This is a genomic window from Bradyrhizobium genomosp. I (2014), assembly GCF_000261685.1.
Classification (GTDB): domain Bacteria; phylum Pseudomonadota; class Alphaproteobacteria; order Rhizobiales; family Xanthobacteraceae; genus Bradyrhizobium.
Genome location: NZ_AJQE01000009.1, coordinates 1 through 21,414, shown reverse-complemented (window position 1 = coordinate 21,414; position 21,414 = coordinate 1). Strand labels below are relative to the sequence as shown.

Genomic DNA, 21,414 nt, shown 5'->3' with positions numbered 1-21,414 from the left:
CGAGGCAGCATGCTTCCCGAATGGATTTATCAGAACTGCCCGGAGGTCTCCGCGGTCCATCGCGAGGCGGCGTTGGCGCGGCAGGCGCAACTGACGAAGCCCACCGGCGCGCTCGGCCGGCTCGAGCAACTCGCGATCGAGCTTGCGGGCCTGCAAGCGACGGAGCAGCCGCGTGCCGCACGCGTGCCGATCATCGTCTTCGCCGGCGACCACGGCATCGTCGCGCAGGGCGTGTCGGCCTATCCGCAAGCCGTGACGATCGCAATGATGGCGAATTTTGCGTCTGGAGGCGCAGCGATCTCGGTGCTGGCGCGTGAACTGGGTTCGAGCCTGGAGGTGGTCGACGCCGGCACGCTGGCCCAGGAGCAGATGGCGGGCGTCGTCACCGACAAGCCACGCAGCGGCACGCGCGATTTCAGCGTCGAGGCTGCACTCACGCCTGCGGAGTTGGCCTGTGCCTTCGAGGCCGGCCGGCGTGCGGTGGTGCGCGCCGAGACCAGTCAGCCCGATCTTCTGATCTTCGGCGAGATGGGCATCGGGAACACCACGGCATCCGCGGCGATCGCGGCAAGCCTGCTTGGTGTGAGCGCCAACGAGATCGCGGGCAGCGGCACCGGCGTCGATGCAACCGGCCGCGCGCACAAGGCGCGGGTGATCGATGCGGCGATCGCACGCCACGGCGTCGCCGGAGCCTCGGCCGAGGAGATCCTGTGCGCCGTCGGCGGCCTCGAGATCGCGGCGATTTCAGGCGCGATCATTGCGGCCGCGCAGCGCCGCATTCCCGTGTTGATCGACGGCTTCATCGTGTCGGTCGCGGCGCTGGCGGCGGCACGCCTCAATCCGTCCTGCCGGCCGTTCCAGCTGGCCTCGCATCAATCGGCGGAGCAAGGGCATCGGCTGGTGCTACGCGCGCTGAACGTGCAGCCGCTGATCAGCCTCGATCTCAGGCTCGGCGAGGGATCGGGCGCGGCCATCGCGCTGCCGCTGGTCCGCTCGTCCTGTGCGCTTCACAACGGCATGGCGACGTTCGCGCAGGCCAACGTACCGGATCGCCCGACCTGATCCGGCTCAAGCCGCGCGCTGGTTGACCTTGACGACTCGCCAACCCGCCGCGAGCCGGTCGATCCGGGTCAGGGACAGCGGATCGACCACGAAGCGCAAGGCAGCTTGCGGCGCCAGATCCAGCGCGATGCAGAGCGCGGCGCGGATGGTGCCGGAATGTACGACGAGCGTCGCTGAACCGTCGCCAATCCGCGACAGGCCCTGCCGGACGCGCGCGACCTGATCCGCAAAGCTTTCGCCGTTCGGCGGCCGTCCACTCGCCGGATCACGCCAGAATTGTGCATAGGCATCGCCACCGGTCGCGGCGAGCTCGTCGTGACGATGGCCGGTCCAGTCGCCGAAATCCTGCTCGCGGAATTCGCTCATCAATTCCGGTTCGAGCCCCAGTGCGCGCGCCGTCTCGACCGTGCGCCGCGACGGGCTGGCATAGCTGGCGCCATCCGGCGGCAGACGGTGCCGCAGCGCCGCCAATGCCGCGTGATCGCCGAGATTCGCCCGCGCATCGGCCGCATGGATCGTCCCGGCCACGCCCTCGACGGCCGCATGCCGTATCAACCAGAGGAAGGTCTCGCCTTCCATGCTCATCTCCGAGGAAGTTGGTCGCTGTGGCTACAACGCCGAAACTGGTACATTGACTCACTCTTGTTGGTAATCCTAGGTGCTCTCGACGGTTTCCCCGAGAGGGGATGAAAAGGGAATGCGGTGCGGGGACGTTGTCCCCAATGCCGTGGCGGCTCCCGCAACTGTGAGCGGAGAATCCTTCGTCACGAGCCACTGGGCCTCGTTTCCGGGAAGGCGACGAAGCGGTCGCGACCCGCGAGCCAGGAGACCTGCCGTCAGCCGTGGTCACACGCGAAGATGTAGCAGACCGCGCGGATCGACGACGAGGCGCTGTCGTTCGACGACCAGCTGATGCTCACGCGCAGCTTCGCGCTGGTCGGCGGCCCCCCGCGTCGCCGCATCGGCTACACGTGGGAGGCCGTTCCCGGCCTGAGCTTCTTCGGCCAGTGCGCCACCGGCGCAGATATCGCAGCCAACACTGCTGGGTCCGACCCAGCCGCTCGACCTGACCACCGCCATCACTGGTCCCTTTTCGCCGCCCGGCTTTCGGTGTAGCTCTGCGGCGGCTCGAAACGGCGGGCGCTGGTCTCGCCGACGACCGAAACCATGCAGGAGGCAGCACGGATGTACCCGAAAGTTCAGATGTTCATCGCCGGCGAGTGGACCGATGGTTCGTCCGGCAAGTCGGAGGACATCCTCAATCCCGCCACCGGCCAGCCGATCGGCAAGACCCCGCATGCCTCGCGTGGGGATCTCGACCGTGCGCTGGAGGCGGCCAAGGCCGGCTTCGAGATCTGGCGCAAGACCTCGCCGTTCGACCGTTACAAGCTGATGCGCAAGGCCGCCGACATCATCCGCTCGCGCGCCGCCGAGATCGCGCCCGTGATGACCATGGAACAGGGCAAGCCGGTGGTGGAAGCGCAGGGCGAGACCATGCTGGCCGGCGACCTCATCGACTGGTTTGCGGAAGAAGCGCGCCGGGCGTATGGCCGCATCGTGCCGCCGCGGATGGGCAACGTCTCGCAGCTCGTGACCAAGGAGCCGGTCGGCCCGGTTGCGGCGTTCACGCCCTGGAATTTCCCGATCAACCAGGCGGTGCGCAAGATCTCGGCCGCGCTCGCCGCCGGCTGCTCGATCATCGTCAAGGGCCCGGAAGAGACGCCTGCAAGCTGCATGGAGCTGGTGCGGGCCTATGCGGATGCGGGCATTCCGGCCGGCGTCGTGCAACTGGTGTTCGGCGTGCCGGCGGAAGTGTCGGAGTATCTCATTCCGCATCCGATCATCCGCAAGATCAGCTTCACCGGCTCGACCGCCGTCGGCAAGCATCTGGCTGCGCTCGCGGGCCTGCACATGAAGCGCGTCACCATGGAGCTCGGCGGCCATGCGCCGGCGATCGTGTTCGCTGACGCCGACCTCGACAACGCCGCGAAAATCCTGTCGGCCAACAAGTTCCGCAACGCCGGCCAGGTCTGCGTCTCGCCGACGCGCTTCCTGGTGCATGAGAGCGTCTACGAGCCCTTCGTGGACAAGTTCGTGGCCGCGGCCAAGAGCCTCAAGGTCGGCAATGGCCTCGACAAGGACACCCGCATGGGACCGCTGGCGAACCCGCGCCGCGTCGATGCCATGGAGGGCCTCGTCTCCGACGCGGTTCAGCGCGGCGCCAAGGTCAAGGCCGGCGGCAAGCGCATCGGCAACGAAGGCTTCTTCTTCGAGCCGACGGTGCTCACCGACGTGCCCCGCGATGCGCGTATCATGAACGAGGAGCCGTTCGGCCCGCTGGCGCCGATCACCTCGTTCCGCAGCTATGACGAGGTGGTGGCCGAGGCCAACCGTCTGCCTTACGGCCTTGCGGCCTATGCCTACACCACCTCGACCAAGACGATGCAGGCCATCGGTGCGGACATCGAGAGCGGCATGGTCTCGATCAACCATCACGGTCTCGCGCTGCCGGAAGTTCCGTTCGGCGGCATCAAGGATTCCGGCTACGGCTCCGAAGGCGGCCTCGAGGCGATCGAGGGGTACCTGAACACGAAGTTCGTGACCCAGGCGAGCGCGTAAGGAAGAGTCGCGCTGTCATTTCGGGCTCGCGGCAAGGGCGCGACCCGGAATGACGGTGGACAATATCTGCATTGCGCGGCGGGCGAGACATGAACAGCAGCCGTCATCCGGGCAAGCGCGTGTCCCTTGCCGGGATGCATATCGACCGGACCTCTGCGGTGCCGCTGCATTTGCAGATCGCGAAGCATATCCGGGACGGCATTCTGTGCGGCGCCTTTCCCTCTGGAACGCAATTTCTCGGTTCGCGCGAGATCGCGCGCGAGCTGGGTTGCTCGCGGACCGTGGTGCTGACGGCATGGGATCTGCTCTACGCCGAGGGCTATCTGGAATCGACGCCGCGCGGCAGCGTCATGGTGGCATCGGTAGCCTCGCCACATGCGGAGCCGTCGTCCGCGTCGTCCGCGGCCAGGCCCGCCCACATGTCGGAGCGCTGGCGGTCGCTGCTGGCCTTCGACTACGAGACCAACTGGCCGTCGGAGTTCAGTCCGGGTGCGCCTGACATTTCAACCTTTCCCTTCAAGGATTGGTCGCGCCTGCTGCGCCAGGCCTGGCAAAATCCAAGAGAGCAGGAGTGCCTCGATCTTCCGCCCGAAGGCCATCCGCGATTGCGGAGCGAGATCGCGAACTTTCTCGGCTCCGTGCGCGGTCTCGTCTGCTCGCCGGAAGAGGTCGTCGTCACCTCCGGCACGTCGGGGGCGCTGGATTTCTGCAGCCGGATGATCCTCGACCCCGGCGACGAGGTCTGGGTCGAGGAGCCCGGCTTCGTCGAGGCGCGATGGGCGCTCACCGCGGCCGGCGCAAAGCTCGTTCCGATTCCAGTCGACGACAAGGGGCTGGTCGTCTCGGAAGGAATTCGGCGCGCACCACGCGCGCGGCTGATCGTGGTCACACCATCGCATCAATATCCGCTCGGGGTCAGCATGGGCCTGGAGCGCCGGCTCGAGCTTCTCGATTGGGCGAACAAGAACGACATCTGGGTCATCGAGGACGACTACAATTCGGAATTCAGGCATCAGGACAGCATGATCGCCTCGCTGCGTTCGCTCGATCGCGAGGGCCGGGTGATCTATTTCGGCACCTTCTCGAAGATCATGATGCCGAACCTGCGGCTTGGATACCTCGTCGCGAACAGGCATTTCATCGAGGGATTCGCCAAGGGCCGCGCACGCATCGACGTACACACCTCCGGCATCGGACAGCTCGCCCTGGCGGAGTTCATGCGGGGAGGGCACCTCCTGAGGCACCTGCGCGCAATGCGGCGGGTCTATGCTGCGAGGCGCAAGGCGCTGATCGACGCGATCGGAGCGCTGATGCCGGATGATCTGACCGTGTCCTCCGCCGTCACCGGCCTGCACCTGGTGGCGCTGTTCACCGATGCAATGCGGGCACGGATGAGCGATCGCGAGGCGGTCGCGGTCCTGAAGCGGGCCGGCATCCACGTGCAGCCGCTGTCGCAGAATTTCCTGGAACAGCCCACGCGGCATGGCCTGGTGTTCGGCTACGGGCGGCTGCACGTCGAGGATGCCGCTCCGCTGCTTGCGAGGATCGCAGCCTGCATCGGCGGCGCTTCTCGCAACGCACCATCCGACCCGCCAATACGCTCTCTTACTGATCGTACAATAAGGAGAGGCTGAACCGACTGTCATGCATAGCTCGTAGGCGCCCGGAGATCCCGCGCTGCCGCTTGATCGCCTGCAAATTAGACAGCTGATTTCAGTCGTTCGGATTGCGGTGCAATAGGCATCGCGATTTGCTCAGAGAAATCCGTGGTGCGCTGCACGTTACTGGCGTGGACCAGCGCACGCTCGCCTGCTGTCTGTGCAGGCACTGCTGCACCAGAACGTGCATCCGGTGATGCGGTGCGCCGCGCCGGCCGCTTGCTGGCCCAGCGAATTGCGGCAACTCTGGCCCTATCGGAGGCCAGCGCTCTGTCGCACGCTCCCAGGCGGTGGCATGACAGGGGATGCATGTTGAGCGCTCTCGGTTCGGCATTCGAGGTTGCGATGGACGGGAAGGACCCGGCGTCCGGTTCGGACGTCACGCGTAGCTGACCCCCCAGACATGAGCGCTTTCGAAAATCACTGGGAAGTCGGCACCGATATCGGTGGCACCTTCACCGATATCATCGCCATCAGGCGCGATTCCGCGGAGGCCCGGATCGCAAAAGTGCCGTCGCGCCCGCAGGCGCCGGTTCAGGCGATGCTGGAGGCGATCGAGGCGGTGGGCCTGCGCAAGAGCGAGGTCAAGCGCTTCGTTCATGGCACGACGCGCGTCACCAACGCGATCGTCGAAGGCCGGTTACCGAAGGTTGCGCTGGTCGCGACCGAAGGCTTTGCCGATGTGCTCGAGATCGCGCGCTATCGCCGGCGCGATCTCTATCGGCTCGACATTCCGCCGAAATCGCCGCCGCTGGTTCCGCCGGAACGATGCTTCGGGCTTGCCGAGCGCCTCGATCACCAGGGCCGGGTGCTGAAGGCGCTGGAAGAGGCGGAGATCGAGCGGCTGGTGGCCTGGCTGAAGGCGACCGGCGTTCAGAGCGTCGCGGTGGCCTTGCTTCACGCCTATGCCAATCCAGTCCACGAGAAGATGCTCGGCGAGCGCCTCAAGGACGTCGTCGCCCATGTCTCGCTGTCGCACGAGGTCAACCCCGAGGCACGCGAATATGAGCGGACTTCGGCGACGGTGTTCAACGCGGCCGCGATGCCGATTGCGGTCGAATATCTCAGCGAGCTGGAGCAGCGGTTGCCGATCGGCCCCGGCTTGCAGGTGTTTCATTCTGCCGGCGCCATGATCCCGATCTCCGCGGTGAAACGGCGGCCGCTGGTGATGGCGATGTCGGGCCCGGCGGCCGGCGTCTCGGCCTCGGTCAGCATCGCACGCCAGCTCGGGACGCCGCGCATGCTGACCTTCGACATGGGCGGCACCACGACCGACGTGTGCCTGATCGTCGACGGCCAGGCCGAGATGACCGACGGCCGCATGCTCGGCGACAAGCCGTTGCGCCAGCCGATGCTGGCCGTTCATTCCATCGGCGCGGGCGGCGGATCGATCGTGCGTAACGGTCCCGGCGGCCTGACGGTCGGGCCGGAGAGTGCCGGCTCGGAGCCGGGGCCGGCCTGCTACGGCCGGGGCGGCACGGAGCCGACCATCACGGACGCCAATGCCGTGCTCGGCTATCTCAATCCCGAGACCAAGCTCGGTGAGCGCATTGGCATCGACGTCGAAGCAGCCAAGCGTGTCGTGGCGCCGATCGCGCGCGCGCTCGGACTGAGCCTGACGGAGACGGCGCTCGGCATCATCAAGGTCGCGAATGCGACCATGGCCCGTGCGCTCCGCCGCGTCACGGTCGAGCGCGGCATCGACGGGCGCGACTGCACGCTGCTCGCCTTCGGCGGCGGTGGCCCGATGCATGCCGCGGGTCTCGCCGATCTCTACGGCATAGCGCAGGTCGTCGTACCCGGTGCATCCAGCGCCTTCTCGGCGCTGGGCTGTCTCACCGCCGATTTCAGCTTCCTCCAGCAGCAGACTCTTCGCGCCGCCCTCGACGGCATCGATCTCGCACGCGTATCGGAGCGTATCGAGGCCCTGATTACCGATGCCTCGGCGCCGCTGCTCGCCAATGGCGTTGCCAAGGCGGAGATCCAGGTCGAGCCGGTGGCCTTGATGCGCTACGCGGCTCAGAACGATGCCATTCCGGTGCCCTTCGCCTTGCCGCTGGATGCGGCCAAGCTGAAGGAGGATTTCCTGACGCGGCATCACGAGCTGTTCGGCTATGCGACCGGCGAGCCCTGTGTCATCGAATCCGTGCGGGTGCAGGCCCGCCGCCCGTCGACAACCGTCGTGAGCCGGGCGGCGACGGCGGCGAGGGCGGTGTCCACGGGCACGCGTGTCTGCTCGTTTGACGGTCTCCACGAGACGGCGACGGCGATCGTCGACCGTGCGGCGCTAACCGAGATCGTCAGCGGCCCGGCGATCATTGAAGACGCCTGGTCGACCGTGGTCGTTCCGCCCGGTTGGCAGGCGAAACCTGACGTCACGGGCAATCTGTTCCTGACGCGGAGGAGGGCATGAAGCTCGATCCATTCGTTGTCGAGGTCATCAGGCACGGGCTCTCTGCCGCGGCCGAGGAGATGAGCCTGGTGATGACGCGCTCGGCGCGCTCGCCGCTGCTCCGCGAGGCCGGCGATCTGTCGTCGGCGATCACCGACGGGCACGGCGGCCTGGTCGGGCAGGGCCGCGACATCCCGATCCATCTCGGCGCGATGGCCTACACCATCCCCGAATTGCTGAAGGTGGTGCCGCGCGACAGCCTGAACGACGGCGACGTGCTGATCTACAATGTCGGCGCGCTCGGCGGCAATCATCTCAACGACGTCAAGGTCGTGCGGCCCGTCTTCGTCGACGGCGAGATCGTGGCGTTTGCGGTCAGCCTCGCGCACTGGCCCGATATCGGCGGCACCTGGCCCGGCAGCTATTTTGCCAAGGCCGTCGACACCTTCCAGGAGGCGATGCGCATCCCGCCCGTGCTGATCGCGACCGCTGCCGGAGTCAATGCGCCGATCGTGCAGCTGCTCAAGGCCAATGTTCGCGACTCCGAATCCTGCGAGGGCGATCTCCTCGCCCAGATCGCGGCGACCAAGGCCGGCGAGCGGCGCATCGTCGAGCTTTGCCGCGAGCACGGCAAGGCCGTTTTCATGGCGACGCAGTCGCGCCTGCACGATCTATCCGAAATCGAGATGCGCGAGGCGCTGCGCGACCTTCCGGACGGCGTCTATGAGGGCGAGGATTACCTCGACGACGGCAGCGCCAACAACGCGCCAGCGCGCATCCATGTGAAGATCACCATTCGCGGCGACGAGGCGACCTTCGACCTCTCCGGAAGCTGCGACCGCGTCTCCAATTTCTGCAACACCACGCCGTTCATGGCGCGCTCGGCGGTCGCCTATGCCGCGCGTATCATGAGCGGGCGCGACATGCAGCAGAACGCCGGTGCGCTCAGGCCTTTGACCATCGTCACGCGTCCGGGCTCGATCCTGGAGCCGGGTTGGTCGGCGTCCGTCGCCGCCGGCAACCATGAGACGTCCATGCGCATCGTCGATGCGATCTTTCGCGCCATGCAGGACACCATTCCGGAACGCCTGTCGGCCGGCGGGGCGACCACTGCGGGTGTGCTGTTCTTTGCCGAACCGCGACCGAACGGATCGTGGAAGATGCTCTACGAGGTTCACGGCGGCGGCGAAGGTGCGCGCCACGATCGGGCCGGCATCTCGGCAACCCGGGTGCATCTGTCCAACACCTCGAACACGCCGGTCGAGGTGATCGAGGCGAACTACGCGATCCGGCTCGAGCAGCAGGCCATCCGCCGACGATCCGGCGGTGCGGGGGCACATCGCGGCGGTGACGGCTCGGTCCGTACCTACCGCATCCTCGCCCCCTCCATGCATCTGACCACCTGCATCGAGCGCATGGTGATCGCGCCTTGGGGCATGCAGGGCGGCGAATCCGGCAAAGCCTGCCGAATTTCGCTTGTCAGGCAGGGCGCCAACGTCGCGATCGACGGCAAGTCGAATCTGGTGTTGCAGCAAGACGATCTCGTCACGATCGAGATGTGCGGCGGCGGCGGCTATGGCGCCGTGGCAGCAGGGTGAGGGGACCAGCGATGAGCAGATTGTTGCGAACCGGCCTGAATGCGGGCGACAGCGCGCCGATGGCCGTGGTCGGCGGCGAGGGGGTCTATTTTCATCTTGCGGACGGCCGCAAGCTGATCGATGGCAGCAACACCGGTGGCGGTCTCGGCCATCGTCATCCCGCGATGGTGGAGGCGATCCGGCGCGCCGCCGACACGCCGGTCGTGAACGAGGGATGGACCTGGGTCGGCCGCGAGCAGGCCGCCGACGATCTGATGGCGACTGCCTTCAAAGGCGAGCAGGACTGGGTCGGCGCGGTGCGCTTCTGCATCAGCGGCAGCGAGGCCAACGACATGGCGCTCTCGCTCTGCCAGGCGCTGACGCAGCGCTCGGCGCTGGCGACCCGCGAGCGCGCCTATCACGGCATCACCGGCCTGTCGCGCAGCATGACGGTCCAGCCACAATGGCACGGCGGCCTTGCGGTGCACTCGGGCGGCTCGAAGCTGCCGGCGCCGATGGCGCCGGTAAGGGTGCTTCCGGCCCCGGGTGGTGCGATCTATGGCGCACCGGCCAACAATACGCCGCCGAGCGAATATCTCGCCGATGCCGCGCGCGTGCTCTCGGACACCGCAGCGACCATCATCGACTACACCCAGGGCGGCATCTACTACGACGGCGCCTATCAGGACGAGGTGGCGCGCCGTGCGCGGCAGGCGGGCTCGTACTGGATCGCCGACGAGGTCGTCACCGGGGCTGGGCGCGCCGGCCGCTGGTTCGCATTCCAGGGCGCGCAGAGCCGCCCCGATATCGTGACGCTCGGCAAGTCGCTCGGCGGCGGCGCGGCCGCGGTGGCGGCGGTCGTGGTGTCCAAAGACATCGTCGAGCGGCTCAAGGGTACGAGCTGGCAGAACTATGGCACGCTGCGTGGCCATCCGATCAGCATGGCTGCGGTGAGCGCCTACCTGAAGGTCGTCGTCGACGACAAAATTCTGGAGCACGTGCAAAATCTCGAGAAGCTGTTCATCCGCCGCCTGCTCGCGATCGCGCAGAAGCATCCGAGCGTGCAGCGCGTCGCGGGGCAAGGGCTGCACTGGACGGTGGAACTGCACGGGCCGGATTGGCGCTCGTGGTACGCCGACACGACCGAAGTGCCGATCGCCTCGCGCGTCGCGGAGCGGGCGCTCGAAGCCGGTGCGGTGATCGGCACCAGCGGCGAGCAGACCTCGCTGTTCCTGGCGCCGCCGCTCGTCATCTCCGAGCGCGAGGCCGACCAGCTTCTGGACGCGCTCGACTACGGCCTCGATATTGCCGACGAGGAGCACGGGTGAGCGCGGATCACGCAACGCTCCGCCGGTCGCCGGCCTGGCCGGCGGATGAGCCCTGGCATCTCGCGATGCCGGAGGGAACGCTCTACGACGCACTGGCGCGTGCTGCACGAGAACGACCGTCGCATCCGGCGACGGTGTTTTACGGCGCGAGCCTGAGCTACGCCGAGTTGTGCGACCGTGTCGACGCCATGGCAGGCTTCCTGCAAGGCGCCTGCGGCGTGAAGCGCGGCGACCGCGTCATGATCGCGCTTCAGAACTCGCCGCAATACGTCATCGCCTATTACGCGGTGATGCGGGCGGACGCCGTGATCGTACCGGTCAATCCCATGAACAAGACCGCCGAGATCGCGTATCTCGCCGTGGACAGCGGCGCCAAGGTCGCGATCATCGGCAGCGAATTGAGCGATGTGTTTGCCCCGCTGCTGGGCGAGGCCATCAGGCATGCGATTGTCGCGCAGTATCGTGACGAGATTCCAGCCGCGACGCCCTATACGCTGCCAACATGCGTTACGGAAGCGCCGGCCGAGGTGCCGTCATCGCCGGGCTGGCATTCCTGGCCGTCCGCGATCGCGCAAGGCTTGAAGCCGGGTGCGATGACCGCGGGGCCGGACGATCTCATGATCCTGCCCTACACCTCAGGCACCACAGGCAAGCCCAAGGCGTGCATGCACACGCATCGCAGCGCGCTGTTCACCGCCGTGTTGCAGGCGCGCTGGTATGGGCTCGCCGGCGACGACGTGATGACCGGCTTCATGCCGTTGTTCCATGTTGCGGGCATGCAGGGCTCGATGAATGCGGCCATGGTCACTGGGGCCACGCTGCTCTTGATGGCGCGCTGGGACAAGGATCTGTTGCCGGATCTATTCGAGACCTATGGGGTGACCTTCTGGAACGCCGCTCCGACCATGATCGTCGACGTGCTCGCCAGCGCCCGCTTCCGCGACAAATGCTTTGCGAAGCTCAGGGTTCTGACCGGCGGCGGCGCGGCGATGCCGACCGCGGTCGCCGAACGGCTCAAAGGGCGCTTCGGGCTCGGCTTCGTCGAGGGTTACGGCATGACCGAGACGATGTCGCCGACCCATCTCAATCCGATGGCGGCGCCGAAGCGGCAGTGTCTCGGCATTACCGTGCAGGAGACCGACGCAAGGGTCGTCGATCCCGAGAGCCTGATCGAGCTCGGCGACAACGTGGTCGGTGAAATCGTCGTGCACGGACCGCAGGTGTTGCAGGGTTATTGGAACAGGCCGCAGGCGAATGCCGAGGCCTTCATCGAACTCGACGGCAAGCGGTTTCTGCGTACGGGCGATCTCGGCTTTCGCGATGCAGAATGCTATTTCTTCGCCGTCGATCGTCTGAAGCGGATGATCAATGTCAGCGGCTTCAAGGTGTGGCCGGCCGAGGTTGAGGCCGCGATGTATCAGAACCGCGCTATCCGGGAGTGCTGCATCATTTCGGCGCCGGACGACTACCGCGGCGAGACCGTCAAGGCGCTTGTCGTGCTGGATGAGGCGGCGCGGGCAACAACATCGCCCGATGACATCGTTGGCTGGGCGCGCGGCGCGATGGCCAGCTACAAGGCGCCGCGCACGGTCGTCTTCGTCGACCAGCTCCCGCGCACCGCGAGCAACAAGATCAATTGGCGACTGTTGCAGGACGCCGAATGGGGGCGAACGGCATGAAAGCTGCTTGGCTGGAAAACGGAGGCAGGGCAGCGTTGTGCTGCCGGTACGTCCTTGAAGCTGCGATCCCCAGCCTCGCCAGGAAATTCGTGAAGAGATCAGGAATTCGCTGATGCGCATCGTCAACGTCGCCGCCGCCCAGATGGGGCCGATCCAGAAAGCCGACAGCCGCGAGGCCGTGGTCAAGCGCATGATCGCGCTGATGGACGAAGCGAAAGCCAAAGGTGCCGACCTGATCGTCTATCCCGAATTGGCGCTCACGACGTTCTTCCCGCGCTGGTACGTGGAGGACCGCGCCGAATTCGACATCTGGTTCGAGCGCGAGATGCCGAATGAGGCGACGAGGCCGCTGTTCGAGCGTGCGGCGCAGCACGGAATCGCGATGAATTTCGGTTATGCGGAGCTGACGCCCGACGGCCACCATTTCAACACGGCGATCCTGACCGACAAGTCCGGCAAGATCGTCGGCAAGTATCGCAAGGTCCATCTGCCGGGCCACGTGGAATACGACACCAGGCGTTCGCACCAGCATCTGGAGAAACGCTATTTCGAGCCGGGCGACCTCGGCTTCAAGGTCTGGCGCGAACTCGGCGGCATCATCGGCATGGCCATCTGCAACGACCGCCGCTGGCCCGAGACCTATCGCGTCATGGGCCTGCAGGGCGTCGAGATGGTGCTGATCGGCTACAACACGCCGTCGGTGAATGCGGAGAAGAGTGAGGAGGGCGTCGAGAAGCGGCTGTTTCACAACCGGCTCTCCGTGCAGGCCGGCGCCTACCAGAACGCGACCTGGGTGGTCGCGGTGGCCAAGGCCGGCAATGAGGACGGCCACCCGCTGTTCGGCGGCAGCCTGATCGTCGATCCCAACGGCGAGATCGTCGCCGAGGCCAAGACGGACGACGACGAGGTCCTGGTCCACGCCTGCGATCTCGATGCGACGACCTTCGGAAAGACGACGATCTTCGATTTCGCCCGCCATCGCCGCATCGAGCATTACGGCCTGATCACCAGCCAGACCGGCGCGGTGCCGCCGCCGGAGACGTGATGCCGATGGCGGACAAGGGCATATCACTTCGCGAACTGGATCCGCGCGATCGCTACAAGCTGCTCTGCGGCGTGGTGGTGCCGCGGCCGATCGCGCTGGTGACGACGCTGGACGCGAACGGCGCTGTCAATGCCGCGCCGTTCAGTTTCTTCAACGTGTTCTCGGAAAGCCCCGCGCTGGTCGTGCTCGGGCTCCAGCACAAGCCCGACCACAGCCCGAAGGACACGACCCGCAACATCCATCGCGACGGCGAGTTCGTCGTGCACATGGTGGATGAGGCGCTGTCGGTGGCGATGAACGACTGCGCGGTCGATTTCCCCTCCGGCGAGAGCGAGGTCGCCGCGACCGGGCTTGCCACGCTTCCGTCGGTGGACGTGAAGGTGCCGCGCCTCGCCGCGGCGCCGTTCGCGCTGGAATGCCGGCGTCATGTGGTGCTGACTTTCTCGGCGGATCGCGAGCTCTTGGTTGGCGAGGTGCTCAGGATGCACGCCCGCGACGGCCTCGTCGATACCGCCAACATGTATGTCGATCTCGATGCCTACCGGCCGGTCGGCCGCATGTTCGGCAATCTCTACACGACGCAGCGGGATACGTTTGCGCTTGTCCGCGAAAGCCATGCGCAATGGCTCGCGCGGCAGGACGCCAAGGAGCTGAAGGACGCCTAGTGAGCCGACAACTGCACAGTACCCAGCGCCATGGTGACGGCCGCCTGTGTCGGGTCGATCACGGGAATTCGCAGCGCGTCTTCGAGCGGACGGCGATGGCGCGCCATGCCGGCGCAGCCCATCACGATGGCGCGAGCACCGTCCTCGTCGCGCAGCGCGCGGCCGACCTCGATCATCTTCGCCAGCGTTCCCTCGCCGGATGCGGTTTCCGCGACGCTCATGTTCAGCGGCCGTTCGCCCGCGAGCCGATCGGTCAGTCCCATCTGCCTGAGATAGCGCATATGGCGCGGGATCGATCGCTGGGCGATGGCGATGACGCCGAAGGTCTCGGCGCGAGCGAGCGCCGCCAGCACGCCGCACTCGGCAATGCCGAACACGGGGCGGTCGGTGCCTTCACGACACACCTGAAGCCCGGGATCGCTGTAGCAGGCGATGACGAAGGCGGCCGAGCTGTTGTCGCTTTCGACCAGCCGGCGCAGCGGCATCGCGACGCTGTCGACGTCGGCCTGGCTTTCGATGCCGAAGGGACCCTCGGCCAGCGTCTGGCAGACGACTTCCGGCCCACTCTCGAAGTCGAGCGGCTTCAACGCATCCTCCAGCCCTTGCGTGACCTTGTGGTTGGAGTTCGGATTGATGACGAGAATGCGCGGCCGGGACATGATGCTTTTCCTGCGAAATTACGATGTCGTGCCTTGAGCCTATCACGGAGCGCCTCATGACTGAACCCGCTTACGACCTGATCATCCGCGGCGGCCGCGTCGCCACCACCACCGACGTGTTCGAGGCCGACGTTGCCATCTCCGGCGAGACCATCGCGGCCATCGGCCGCGGGCTTCCGCCAGCGGAGCGCGAGATCGACGCGCGCGGCAAGCTGGTGCTTCCCGGCGGCGTGGACAGCCACGCGCATATCGAGCAATTGTCCGCCGCCGGCATCATGAATGCCGACACATTCGAGAGCGCGACTGTTTCGGCGGCTTTCGGCGGTACGACCACGGTGATCCCGTTCGCCGCCCAGCATGTCGGCATGAAGCTGCCGCAGGTGGTGGAGGACTATCACGCGCTGGCCAGGAAGGGTGCCGTGATCGACTACGCCTTCCACATGATCATCGCCGATGCCACCAGGGAGACGGTCGAGGAGCACATCCCCGCCCTGGTGAAGCAGGGACACGCCTCGATCAAGATCTTCATGACTTACGACCGGCTCAAGGTCGACGACGAGCCGCTGCTCGACATCCTCCTCGCCGCGCGACAGTCCGGGGCGATGCTGTGCGCGCATGCCGAGAACCACGGCATCATCGCCTGGATGGTGAAGCGGCTGCTCGCGCGCGGCTACACGATGCCGAAGTACCACGCCGTCAGCCACGCCCGCGTGTCGGAGTCGGAAGCCTTCACCCGGCTGATCGGTATGGCGGCGCTGATCGACCAGCCGATCATGATCTTCCACGTCTCGACCGCCGAAGGCGCCAAGGTGATCCGCGATGCGCGCGGGCAGGGGCTCAAGGTATTCGCCGAGACCTGTCCGCAATATCTGTTCCTCACCGCCAATGATCTCGACAAGCCCGGCTCCGAGGGCGCCAAATGGATGTGCAGCCCGCCGCCGCGCACCCATGCCGACCAGGAGGTGCTGTGGCAGGCGCTCTCGCTCGGCGATCTCCAGACCGTCTCCTCGGATCACGCGCCGTATCGCTATGACGAGACCGGCAAGCTGCGCGCCGGGCCCAATCCGAATTTCAAGCAGGTCGCCAACGGCCTGCCGGGGCTGGAGCTGCGGCTGCCGCTGCTGTTCGACGCGATGGTGTCGAAGGGACGGCTTGGCCTTGAGAAGTTCGTCGAGCTGACCGCGACGGCGCCGGCAAAGATCTACAACCTGCATCCACACAAGGGCTCGATCACGGTCGGCGCCGATGCCGATATTGCGATCTGGGATCCCGATCGTGAAGTCACGGTCGCGGACGAGATGATGCATGACCTCGCCGGCTACACGCCGTTTGGGGGCCGTAAGCTGAAGGGCTGGCCGGTGTCGGTGCTGTCGCGCGGCCGCGTCATTATCGACGGCAACAAGTGTCTCGCGTCCGCCGGCAGCGGAAAATTCCTCGCGCGCAGCGGCGGCGAGGCGGCAAAGCCGACGGGCCGGCTGGTCGCCGATATGGATCCGGAACGGAATTTCGGAGCGAAGCTGCTGTGATCGCGGATCGCGCGCAATGAAGATCGTCATCTTCGGCGGCACCGGCTTTGTCGGCCTCAATCTCGCCGAGGTGCTGCTCGCGCGCGGGCACGAGGTGACGCTGTATGATCGTGCGGCGTTGCCGCCGAGTGCGCAGCGATCTCTGGCCGACTACGGCGCTCGGCTTGAAGCCGTGCAGGCCGATATCGCCGACGTAGAAGCCATCGACGTCCTTGTCGCAAGGGGATGCGATGCGATCGTGCTGGGCGCGGCGATCACCGCAGGTGATGATCTCGAGCGGGCCTCGCCGGCGCGCGTTCTCGAGATCAACGTGATGGCGCAGATCCCGATCCTGCAAGCGGCGATCCGTCACGGCGTTCGCCGCGTCGTCAATCTGTCCTCGGCGTCGGCCTATGGCGCTGCGGGGTTGCGGTTCGAAGTTCTGGACGAGGAAACGCCCTGCGATCCCGTCTCGTTCTACGCCATCAGCAAGTTCACCTCGGAGCGCTCCGTGGCGCGTCATGCCGAGCTCTTTGGCGGCGATTTCCTGAGCGTGCGACTGAGCGCGGTGTTCGGTCCGTGGGAGCGGGCCGGCGCGGTGCGTGATACGCCCAGCCTTCAATTCCAGATCCTGGCGGCGTTCGCCCGCGGCGAGCCGGCGATCATGCCGAGACCAGGGATCAAGGACTGGACCTACGCGCCGGACGCCGCCGAAGCCGTGGCGCTGCTGATCGAAGCCGAGCGGCCGCGCCACCGGCTCTACAACATCTCCAGCGGCACGGCCTGGTCTGCGGTGCAATGGGGCGAGGCGTTCGCGGCCTTGCATCCCGATCTGGTGTGTCGGCTCGCGTCTCCCGGAGAGAAGACCGTGATCAAGCTCCACGGCGGCGACCGTGCGCCGATGTCGGTCAAGCGGATGGCCGATGAGTTCGGCTGGCGCGCCCGGTTCGGCTGCGCGGAGTCGGCCGCCGCCATGAGCGCCTGGTGGATGCAGCACAAGGAAGGGATCTGACATGCGGCTGCAGGGACGGACGGCCATCATCACGGGCGCGGGCTCCGGCATCGGCCGGGCCAGTGCGAAGCTGTTTGCGGAGGAGGGCGCCAGTCTCGCTCTGGTCGATCGCGACGGCGCGGGGCTTGAGGAGACACTTCGCATGGTGGGCGAGGCCACGACGCATGTCGGCGACGTCGGCGACGCCGCGTTCGCCGAGACCGTCGTCGGCGATGTCATCGCGCGGCGCGGCCGGCTCGATGTCCTGATGACTGCCGCCGGCTTCTCCTGCGGCGGCACGGTGCTGACCACGAGCGTGGAGGACTGGGATGCGGTGTTCCGCGCCAATGTCGGTGGCACCTGGCTGTGGGCGCGGGCGGCGGTGCCGCAAATGCAACGGCAGAACAGCGGATCGATCATCACGCTGGCATCGCAGCTTGCGATGGCCGGCGGCAAGGGCAACAGTGCCTATATCGCCGCCAAGGGCGCGATCGTCAGCCTGACGCGGACGATGGCGGTGGATTTCGCAATGGACGGCATTCGGGTCAACGCGATTGCGCCGGGTGCGATCGATACGCCAATGCTTCGCCGCAGCTTTGCCCGTCACGCCAATTCGGAGGAAGTGCGCGAGGCCTCGCGCAACCGCCATGCCATGAAGCGGTTCGGTCAGGCGGAGGAGATCGCGCAGACCGCGCTACATCTCGCCAGCGATGCCTCTTCGTTCACGACCGGCACCGTGATGGTGGTCGACGGAGGCTGGCTCGCGGCATGAGTGATGCGCTGACAGAGCTCGAGACGAACGTGCGCGCCGATCTCGCCCGGATCGCACATCCCGGCGCCGCCTGGCTCGAACCGAAGACGGGGCCGGATGGCAAGCCGGCGCTGGATGTTCTCATCATCGGTGCCGGCCAGTCCGGCATCGCCATTGGCTTTGGCCTGATGCGCTCCCGCGTCAGCAACATCCTGCTGCTCGACAAGGCCGAGGAAGGGAAGGAGGGGCCGTGGCTCACCTATGCCCGCATGCCGACGCTGCGCAGTCCGAAGGACTACACCGGCCCCGACCTCGACTTCCCGAGCCTCACCTACCAGTCCTGGCACGAAGCCCGGTTCGGCAAGGAGGACTGGCAGACGCTCGATCTGATTCCGCGGGCGCATTGGGCCGAGTACCTGCTCTGGCTGAGGCGCACCATCAAGTTGCCGGTGCACAATGGATGCGAGCTTCTGGAGATTGCCACGGCGGCAGATGGTCTGCTCGCCGCACGCGTGAAACAGGCCGACGCCATCGAGACGCTCTATGCGCGCAAGATCGTGCTCGCGACGGGGCAGGAGGGGACGGGCGGCTGGATGATTCCGGAGCCGCTAGCGCATCTGCCGGCGAGTTCGGTCGCGACCGTCGCCGACGACATCGATTTCGCAAGCCTCCGCGGCAAGCGCGTCGCCGTGATCGGCGCCGGCGCATCCGCTTTCGACAATGCGGCAACGGCGCTGGAGGCGGGTGGTGCCGAAGTGCATTTGCTCTGTCGCCGGGCGCAGATCCAGGTGATCCAGCCCTATCGCTGGCTGACCTTTCGCGGCTTCCTGCGCCATCTCAGCGATCTCGACGATGCCTGGCGCTGGCGCTTCATGCGCACCATCCTGGAAATGCGCGAGGGATTTCCGCAGGCCACCTATGACCGCTGCGCGCGTCATGCCAATTTCACGCTGCACGAGGGGGCGCCGGTGGAGACCGCGTGCGTGACCGGCAAAGGCGTTGAACTCCGAACGCCGCGCGGCGCCATCACCGCGGATTTCGTCATCTGCGGCACCGGCATCGACATGAACTTCGCCGAACGCGGCGAGCTCGGCCGATTTGCCGGCAACATCGCCACCTGGGCCGATCGCTACCAGCCGCCCGAGGACGAGCGCAACCCACGGCTCGGCCGCTTCCCCTATCTCGCCGACGACTACGCCTTCACCGAGCGTGAACCAGGCAAGACGCCGTGGATCTCCGATATCCATCTCTTCGCCATCGCCTCCACCATGAGCTTCGGTGCATCGGGATCGTCGATCAATGCGATGACGACCGCCGTGCCCAAGCTGGTCCATGGCCTGACGCGCGGCCTGTTCCGCGCCGACGTTGAACGGCACTGGGCCTCGCTCAGCGCCTATGACGTGCCGCAGGCCGTGGTCACGCGGCCAGCGCGAACAATGGAGCAACCGCGATGATCATCCATGCCCCGCCACGGCGAAGATTGGCGCGCAAATTGCTTCTTTCTCGACCAGCCTTGCCGGCTTTCCTGCTCGAAATTCAAGGGAAAACGAATGCGTTTTGTGTCTTTCAGGTCCGCGACCTCAGTCCTTGCCATCACTGCGCTGTTGCTGATCGCGGCCGCGCCTTCGCACGCGCAATCCAGAGCGGAAACGCTGCGCTATGTGACCGGCGCGTCGGTCAACACGCTCGATCCCAACATTCCCGGCGCGACGCGCGAATCCTTCGGGCTCAGCATGAGCACCTACGATCGGCTTGTGTCGTTCGGCCGCAAGCAGCTCAACGGCAAATGGGTGTTCGATCTCGACACGATCACGGGCGAGCTCGCCGAGTCCTATGACGTCAGTCCTGACAAGCTGAAGATCACGTTCCATCTGCGCAAGGACGCCAAGTTCCAGGACGGCTCGCCGGTGACGGCGGATGACGTGAAGTGGTCGCTCGACCGCTGCGTCACCGCGCCGATCCTCGGCAAGGCGCAGCTGCTGACGGGGTCGCTGACATCGGCCGATCAGTTCAAGGTGATCGATCCCTTGACGATCGAGGTGACGCTGCCGAAGCCCGACAAGCTGGCGCTGCCGAATCTCGCCACCGTCTATCCGATGATCATCAATTCGAAGCTGGCGAAGGAGCATGCGACCGCGGACGATCCGTGGGCGATGGCCTGGCTGAAGGAGCACACCGCAGGCAGCGGCGCCTACATCGTCGAGACCTTCAAGCCCGGCGAGCAGGTGACCCTCAAGCGCAACGAGGCCTGGAACCGCGGTTCTCCCGGCAGGCCCGCCTCCTTCAAGCGCGTCATCGTGCAATCGGTACCGGAGCCGGCAACCCGCGCCAATCTGGTCGAGCGCGGCGACGCAGATATCGTGCTCGATCTTCAGGCAAGCGACGTGCAGTCGCTCGAGGCCAAGGGCAAGTTGAAGGTGGTCTCGACGCCGCAATACAACGCGATCACGTTCGTCTCGATGAACAACCAGATCCCGCCCTTCGACAACGTCAACGTCCGCCGCGCCATCGCGTTCGCGCTGCCTTACGAGGACATGTTCAAGGCAGCCTTGTTCGGCCGCGGCGCGCCGCTGTACGGCGCCAGCTGGCCGGACGGCAAGCCGCTGAACGGGACTTATCCGTTCCAGCAGCCGGTCAAGCTCGACCTCGACAAGGCAAAAGAATATCTCAAGGCCGCCGGCCTTCCGGACGGCTTCTCGACCACCTTCAGCTTCAATGTCGGATGGGCCTCCCAGGCGGAGCCGATGGCGGCGCTGGTCAAGGAGTCGCTCGGCAAGATCGGCATCAAGGTCGACATCCAGAAGCTGCCGGACGCGCAGATGTCGACGCTGATCAACGAGAAGAAGGTGCCCTTCTTCACCGAAGGCATCATCGCCTGGCTGCCGTCGACGGACTATTTCTACCGCAACTTCTATACCGGCAATCAGCGCTGGAATTACAGCTCGATCAACAATGCCGAGCTGTCGGCGATCGCCCAGGAAGCCCGGTTCGAGCCGGATAAGGCCAAATACGAGGAGGACGGCCGCAAGCTCAACGCGATGCATGTCGACCTGATGCCCCAGATCATGCTGTGGCAGCCGAACCAGGATGCGGTGATGGCGCCCTCGGTCGAGGGCTACATCTACGAGTTCCATCGTCAGGTCGACTACCGCAACCTCAGCCGCAAGTAACGTCTGAAGGCAAAGGCTGCTAAGGGTGAAGACCGGTCTTGGTGCAACGATAGTGAGAGCGGGCAGGCGGCTTCTGTCGTCGCTGCCGGCATTGTTCGGTGTGCTGGTCTTCACCTTTCTCCTGATGCGCGTCCTGCCGGGCGACCCCGCGGTGTTCTTCGCCTCGGGGCCGAACGCCGGCAAGGAGGAGATCGCGCAGATCCGCAAGCAGATGGGGCTCGACAAATCCGTGCCGGAGCAGCTCGTGCTCTATCTCTCCGACATCGGCCACGGCAATCTCGGCCGCTCCATGATGACCGGGCAGCCGGTTCTG

At 66.1% G+C, this 21,414-nt stretch carries 16 protein-coding genes, 1 pseudogene and 1 riboswitch; of the genes and pseudogenes, 15 read left to right on the top strand and 2 right to left on the bottom strand.

The window, feature by feature from the left end; translation table 11 throughout:
* The first annotated feature begins 9 nt into the window (after nt 1-9).
* Entirely contained in the window at nt 10-1,062 is a 1,053-nt protein-coding gene (cobT, locus tag IC50_RS00815) for a nicotinate-nucleotide--dimethylbenzimidazole phosphoribosyltransferase (protein ID WP_035699366.1), read from the top strand.
* 6 nt (nt 1,063-1,068) lie between these two features.
* Here the strand turns inward: cobT and IC50_RS00810 are convergent, their stop codons facing one another.
* Nucleotides 1,069-1,641 carry a histidine phosphatase family protein gene (locus tag IC50_RS00810; RefSeq protein WP_035699381.1) on the bottom strand — a complete coding sequence of 191 codons (573 nt, stop codon included), beginning with the start codon at nt 1,639-1,641 and terminating at the stop codon, nt 1,069-1,071.
* A gap of 72 nt (nt 1,642-1,713) precedes the next feature.
* Nucleotides 1,714-1,914: riboswitch (cobalamin riboswitch) on the top strand.
* 333 nt (nt 1,915-2,247) lie between these two features.
* Here IC50_RS00810 and IC50_RS00805 point away from each other — a divergent pair.
* The 8 genes from IC50_RS00805 (at nt 2,248) to IC50_RS00770 (ending at nt 14,025) form a co-directional block, all read left to right on the top strand.
* Nucleotides 2,248-3,681: an NAD-dependent succinate-semialdehyde dehydrogenase gene (locus IC50_RS00805; protein ID WP_035699379.1), complete on the top strand. Its 1,434-nt coding sequence runs from the start codon at nt 2,248-2,250 to the stop codon at nt 3,679-3,681.
* Between the two features lie 89 nt (nt 3,682-3,770).
* Nucleotides 3,771-5,315, top strand: a complete 1,545-nt coding sequence (pdxR, locus tag IC50_RS00800; RefSeq protein ID WP_035699364.1) for a MocR-like pyridoxine biosynthesis transcription factor PdxR — start codon at nt 3,771-3,773, stop codon at nt 5,313-5,315.
* Between the two features lie 427 nt (nt 5,316-5,742).
* The gene (locus tag IC50_RS00795) at nt 5,743-7,752 is read left to right on the top strand and encodes a hydantoinase/oxoprolinase family protein (RefSeq protein ID WP_035699363.1); all 2,010 of its coding nucleotides are present in this window, start codon (nt 5,743-5,745) and stop codon (nt 7,750-7,752) included.
* Nucleotides 7,749-9,329 carry a hydantoinase B/oxoprolinase family protein gene (locus IC50_RS00790; protein ID WP_035699361.1) on the top strand — a complete coding sequence of 527 codons (1,581 nt, stop codon included), beginning with the start codon at nt 7,749-7,751 and terminating at the stop codon, nt 9,327-9,329. The genes IC50_RS00795 and IC50_RS00790 overlap by 4 nt, the downstream gene beginning before the upstream one ends.
* 11 nt (nt 9,330-9,340) lie before the next feature.
* On the top strand, nt 9,341-10,636 hold the full coding sequence (locus IC50_RS00785) for an aminotransferase class III-fold pyridoxal phosphate-dependent enzyme (protein ID WP_035699359.1): 1,296 nt from the start codon (nt 9,341-9,343) through the stop codon (nt 10,634-10,636).
* Nucleotides 10,633-12,315: a long-chain-fatty-acid--CoA ligase gene (locus IC50_RS00780; RefSeq protein ID WP_035699356.1), complete on the top strand. Its 1,683-nt coding sequence runs from the start codon at nt 10,633-10,635 to the stop codon at nt 12,313-12,315. The genes IC50_RS00785 and IC50_RS00780 overlap by 4 nt, the downstream gene beginning before the upstream one ends.
* A 112-nt stretch (nt 12,316-12,427) precedes the next feature.
* Nucleotides 12,428-13,360, top strand: a complete 933-nt coding sequence (locus IC50_RS00775) for an N-carbamoyl-D-amino-acid hydrolase (protein WP_035699355.1) — start codon at nt 12,428-12,430, stop codon at nt 13,358-13,360.
* A 5-nt stretch (nt 13,361-13,365) separates the two neighbouring features.
* Nucleotides 13,366-14,025 (top strand): flavin reductase family protein, encoded by a 660-nt coding sequence (locus IC50_RS00770; RefSeq protein WP_193374071.1) that lies wholly within the window; start codon nt 13,366-13,368, stop codon nt 14,023-14,025.
* On the opposite strand, the gene IC50_RS00765 is transcribed toward IC50_RS00770, so the two are convergent.
* On the bottom strand, nt 14,022-14,684 hold the full coding sequence (locus IC50_RS00765; protein WP_035699352.1) for an aspartate/glutamate racemase family protein: 663 nt from the start codon (nt 14,682-14,684) through the stop codon (nt 14,022-14,024). The genes IC50_RS00770 and IC50_RS00765 overlap by 4 nt on opposite strands.
* Nucleotides 14,685-14,740: 56 nt before the next feature.
* On the opposite strand from IC50_RS00765, the gene hydA reads away from it, so the two are divergent.
* The 6 genes and pseudogenes from hydA to IC50_RS00735 form a co-directional block, all read left to right on the top strand.
* Nucleotides 14,741-16,210 (top strand): dihydropyrimidinase, encoded by a 1,470-nt coding sequence (gene hydA / locus IC50_RS00760; protein WP_035699351.1) that lies wholly within the window; start codon nt 14,741-14,743, stop codon nt 16,208-16,210.
* A gap of 16 nt (nt 16,211-16,226) precedes the next feature.
* Nucleotides 16,227-17,201, top strand: coding sequence for an NAD-dependent epimerase/dehydratase family protein (locus IC50_RS00755; RefSeq protein ID WP_035699349.1), 975 nt, complete (start codon nt 16,227-16,229; stop codon nt 17,199-17,201).
* Nucleotide 17,202: 1 nt separating this feature from the next.
* On the top strand, nt 17,203-17,952 hold the full coding sequence (locus IC50_RS00750) for an SDR family oxidoreductase (RefSeq protein ID WP_035699348.1): 750 nt from the start codon (nt 17,203-17,205) through the stop codon (nt 17,950-17,952).
* Nucleotides 17,949-19,385, top strand: coding sequence for an NAD(P)-binding domain-containing protein (locus IC50_RS00745; protein WP_035699345.1), 1,437 nt, complete (start codon nt 17,949-17,951; stop codon nt 19,383-19,385). The genes IC50_RS00750 and IC50_RS00745 overlap by 4 nt, the downstream gene beginning before the upstream one ends.
* A gap of 96 nt (nt 19,386-19,481) precedes the next feature.
* On the top strand, nt 19,482-21,101 hold the full coding sequence (locus IC50_RS00740; RefSeq protein ID WP_035699344.1) for an ABC transporter substrate-binding protein: 1,620 nt from the start codon (nt 19,482-19,484) through the stop codon (nt 21,099-21,101).
* 25 nt (nt 21,102-21,126) lie between these two features.
* Nucleotides 21,127-21,414, top strand: a pseudogene (locus IC50_RS00735) (ABC transporter permease); the annotation flags it as partial.